This window comes from Brevundimonas sp. CURTG3B2_SDJG (genome assembly GCF_057364705.1).
In genome coordinates, this window is record NZ_JBNFOJ010000225.1 from 1 (window position 1) to 4,477 (window position 4,477).

The following is a 4,477-nucleotide window of genomic DNA, read 5'->3' on the forward strand; positions in this document are numbered from 1 at the left end:
CGGGCGCGCGAGACGCGCGCCGCTCATCCGGGCCTTCGCGCCCTGAGCGGTCCCGGGCGGCGGAAAAAGCCTCCGGCCGCGATCGTACGCGGCGGGCCACGCCAAGGCCGCCAGCTGCGCCGTGAACAGGCCCACGATCAGCCAGTAGTAGGCGATGGCGGAAACGGCGCCGGAGGCCTGCGGCAGCCAGTACCAGGCGTGAACCAGCGGCGTCAGCACGAAGCCGGCGATCACGACGTCGGACCACCAGGCGCGCCGACGCAGCGCCCAGACCAGGCCGACCGTGCCCAAGGCGACGTCGATCAGCGCCGGGGCTCCCTCGCCGACGAGGCGGAACGCCGCGTAGTTGGCCGCCCATTTCAGGGCCAGAAGCAGGGCCAACGCCCGGCTGTCTCTATGCGAGACCGCCAGGATCAGCAGGCCCGCCCAGAGCCACTCGATCATTCCGGCGTCGGAGTCGGCTCGATCGGCCCCGTCGGCGGATAGACGGGCGGGAGGCTCGGATCCCGGGGCGGAAGCTGCGGCGGCGGCGGGGGGCGGCGGGGGCGGCGCGTAAGGGTCAGACTCTTCCGAGACGACCTCGGCGGTCCCCAGGCCGTCGGTCGAGCAACCCGTCGCGGCGACGGCGGTGGAGACGAGGAGGGCGGCCAGGGCGCTCCGGACGGCGAAGGATCTGATCCGCATGACGGCGCTCCGGCAACGACGGTTTCCAGGCGGGAGGATGCCTGAGGCCCGACCCGCGAGGACCTGACGAAAGGCGCCAGGGGAAGGAGGGGCGTGGAGCAGGCGCCGGATTGTGATCGTGCCCGGCTCATCGGCATGGATCGGTCCGGAACCCGGCGGGCGACGAGGGGTTCGTTCCACGAACGTCCCGTCACGCTGGAGTTCCGTCATGAGTGTCGAACGCAAGCCCGGCGGCGTCGCCGGGGGCCTGATCGTCCTCCTGGGCGTCGTGATCGGCCTGATCGGCCTGACACTGACGATCGGCGGAGCCTGGCTGATCAGTCTGGGCGGCTCTTGGTACTATCTGCTGGCGGGCCTGGGCCTGACGGCCAGCGGCCTGTTCCTGGGACGGCGGAGCCTGCTGGGGGCATGGATCTACGTCGCGGTCTTCGTCCTGACGGTGATCTGGGCGCTGTGGGAGGTCGGGATCGACGGCTGGGGCCTGCTGCCGCGGGTGGTGGCGCCGGCGGTGCTGCTGGCCTTCGTCCTGGCGGCCCTGCCCGCACTGAAGCCCGGCCGGGCAAGGTCTGGGCGGCCGGGGGCGCGGTCGGGCTGGTCGCGCTGCTGCTGGCCGGCGGCTTCGCCTCGGCCCAGGCCGCCCGCATCAAGGTCGAGCGGGAGCTGCCGGCGGCGCGGACCGTGACGTCCAGCGATCCCGACGCCATTCCGGTCGGCGCGGACTGGCCGGCCTTCGGCGGCAGCTATCACGCTCAGCGCTATTCGCCCCTGACCCAGATCACGCCGGACAATGTCGGGCGGCTGGAGCGGGTCTGGACGATCCACACCGGCGATCTGCCCGGAGACCGGCCGGGGGCGCAGAACAAGTACGCCTCGGAGAACACCCCGCTGAAGGTCGGGGACACCCTCTTCGTCTGCACCGGCAAGAACATGGTCCTGGCGCTGAACGCCGCGACGGGCCGCCAGATCTGGAAGCACGATCCGAGGGTCGCCGACGAATCGATCCCCTATACGGCGGCCTGCCGGGGGGTGAGCTACTACGTCGTCCCGGCCGCGGCGGCGACCGAGCCCTGCGCGACCCGGATCATCTGGGGCACGCTGGACGCCCGCCTGATCGCGGTGGACGCCCGCACCGGCCGGAGGTGCGCCGGCTTCGGCCAGGGCGGGCAGGTGGACACCGCCCAGGACATGGGCCCGACCGTGCCCGGCATGATCTCGATCACCTCGGCGCCGACCATCGTCCGGGGCGTGGTGGTGACCGGCCACCAGATCCTGGACGGCCAGCGACGGAACGCGCCCTCGGGCGTCATCAAGGGCTTCGACGCCGTCACCGGCCAGCTGCGCTGGGCCTGGGACATGATGCGGCCCGACATCGCGACGCGGCCGCCCGAGGGCCAGATCTACACCCTGGGCACCCCCAACATGTGGACGACGGCCTCGGGCGACGAGCGGCTGGGGCTGGTCTATCTGCCGCTGGGTTCGACGGCGGCGGACTACGTCAGCGCCGACCGGACCGGGCCGCAGCTGGACTACGCCACCTCCCTGGTCGCCCTGGACGTGACGACCGGCAAGCCGCGCTGGAACTTCCAGACGGTGCACCACGACGTCTGGGACTACGACCTGGGCTCGCAGGCGACGCTGGTGGACTTCCCGACCGCGGCGGGCCCCGTCCCGGCCGTGGTCCTGCCCTCCAAGCAGGGCGACATCTATGTGCTGAACCGCCTGACCGGCCAGCCGCTGACCCGGGTCCAGGAGGTCGCCGCGCCCCAGGGCGGGGTCGAGCCGCAGATGCGCACCCGGACCCAGCCGCACAGCCTGTATCACACGCTGCGCCGCGACAACGACCTGGACGAGCGGCAGATGTGGGGCATGTCGCCGATCGACCAGATGATCTGCCGCATCCAGTTCCGCAGCGCCGCCTACGAGGGCTTCTACACCCCGCCGACGGCCGACCGGCGCTACATCCAGTACCCGGGCTACAACGGCGGCTCGGACTGGGGCGGCATCGCCGTCGACCCGGCGCGCGGCGTGATCGTCGCCAACTACAACGACATGCCCAACTACAACCGGCTGGTGCCCCGCGCCGAGGCCGACCGTCGCGGCTGGGTCCCGCGCGGCGAGCCCAATGCCCGCAAGGGCGGGGCCGAGGGGGCGGGCGATCCGCAGGCCGGGACCCCCTATGCGATCAGCGTCAACGCCGGCTGGCGGATGCCCTTCACCGGCCTGCTGTGCAAGGAGCCGCCCTACGGAGGCATCCGGGCGATCGACCTGCGCACCGGCCGGACCATCTGGGACCGGGCGCTGGGCCAGGCGCGCAAGAACGGGCCGTTCGGCATCCCCTCGATGCTTCCGGTCGAGATCGGCACGCCCAACAACGGCGGAACCGTGGTCACCGCCTCGGGCCTGATCTTCGTGGCGGCGGCGACCGACGATCTGATCCGGGCCATCGACCTGCGGACCGGCGAGACGGTGTGGACCGACCGGCTGCCGGGCGGCGGCCAGGCCGGGCCGATGACCTACGAGGTCGGCGGCCGCCAGTATCTGGTCATCGCGCCGGGCGGCCATCACTTCATGGAGACGCCGGTCTCGGACGCGGTAATCGCCTACGCCTTGCCGCAGGCGGCGAACTGAGGGTTCAAACCGGCGGCGCGAGGGCGTAGGAGCGGGGGCATGAACGCTCATGTCCCCGTCTCCCCCTCGACCGACACCTGGACCGTCGCCGGCCGCACCTTCACCAGCCGGCTGATCGTCGGCACGGGCAAGTACGAGAGCTACGCCCAGAACGCCGCCGCCGCCGAGGCCGCGGGAGCCGAGATCGTCACGGTGGCGGTCAGACGGGTGAACCTGTCGGACCCCACCCAGCCGATGCTGGTCGACCATGTGAAGCCGGACCGCTTCACCTTCCTGCCCAACACCGCCGGCTGCTTCACCGGCGAGGACGCGATCCGCACCCTGCGGCTGGCGCGGGAGGCCGGGGGCTGGGACCTGGTCAAGCTGGAGGTGCTGTCGGACACCGCGCACCTGTACCCGGACATGGTCGAGACGCTTCGGGCGCTGGATCTGCTGGTCAAGGACGGCTTCCAGGTCATGGTCTACTGCACCGACGACGTGGTCATGGCCAAGCGGCTGGAGGAGGCGGGGGCCGCCGCCATCATGCCGGCCGCCGCCCCGATCGGTTCGGGCCTGGGCATCCAGAACCGGGTCAACATCCGGCTGATCGTCGAACAGGCCAAGGTGCCGGTCCTGGTCGACGCCGGCGTCGGCACGCCGTCGGACGCCACCCTGGCCATGGAGCTGGGCTGCGACGCGGTGCTGATGAACACCGCCATCGCCGGGGCCCGGGATCCGATCCTGATGGCGTCGGCCATGAAGCACGCGGTCATCGCGGGCCGCGAGGGCTATCTGGCCGGGCGGATGCCCCGGCGGATGTACGCCAGCGCCAGCTCGCCGCTGAGCGGGCTGATCTGAGGCCTTCTTGCACGGAAAACACCGTGCGACGCGTGCAACGCGTACAATGGGCCGGGTTCAGCCGAGAGCCTCAGGTGGATTGAGTTGTCAAAGACCGTGGGGCGAATCCTAGCGGCCTGATGCGTCAGAAGCGGACGTGGCTTCACCTCCCCATTCGCAGCCAAGCGAATGGGGAGGACAGGTCGGCGCGCCTAGCGACGACCAGGAGGGGGCGACGCCGGCGGATGGGATCGGAGCTCAGATGGGCCGCCGCCGGCGCCGCCTCCTCGACGGCTTCGCCGTCTGTCCTCCCCATCGCCTTGACGGGCGATGGGGAGTGAACGCTGCG

4 protein-coding genes are annotated in these 4,477 nt (G+C 71.6%); 3 read left to right on the forward strand and 1 reads right to left on the reverse strand.

The window, feature by feature from the left end; translation table 11 throughout:
* On the reverse strand, positions 1-684 hold a 684-nt coding region (locus tag AC2W7C_RS13715; RefSeq protein ID WP_486001937.1), incomplete at its 3' end, for a hypothetical protein.
* A 208-nt stretch (positions 685-892) separates the two neighbouring features.
* Between AC2W7C_RS13715 and AC2W7C_RS13720 the strand changes: the two genes are divergently transcribed.
* From AC2W7C_RS13720 to AC2W7C_RS13730, 3 genes are read left to right on the forward strand one after another with little or no spacing between them, the layout of a single operon-like run.
* Positions 893-1,366: a hypothetical protein gene (locus AC2W7C_RS13720; RefSeq protein ID WP_486001938.1), complete on the forward strand. Its 474-nt coding sequence runs from the start codon at positions 893-895 to the stop codon at positions 1,364-1,366.
* Complete coding sequence (locus AC2W7C_RS13725; protein ID WP_486001939.1) at positions 1,363-3,312, forward strand: pyrroloquinoline quinone-dependent dehydrogenase; 1,950 nt, start codon at positions 1,363-1,365, stop codon at positions 3,310-3,312. The genes AC2W7C_RS13720 and AC2W7C_RS13725 overlap by 4 nt, the downstream gene beginning before the upstream one ends.
* A gap of 39 nt (positions 3,313-3,351) precedes the next feature.
* On the forward strand, positions 3,352-4,149 hold the full coding sequence (locus tag AC2W7C_RS13730) for a thiazole synthase (RefSeq protein WP_486001940.1): 798 nt from the start codon (positions 3,352-3,354) through the stop codon (positions 4,147-4,149).
* Positions 4,150-4,477 lie beyond the last annotated feature (328 nt).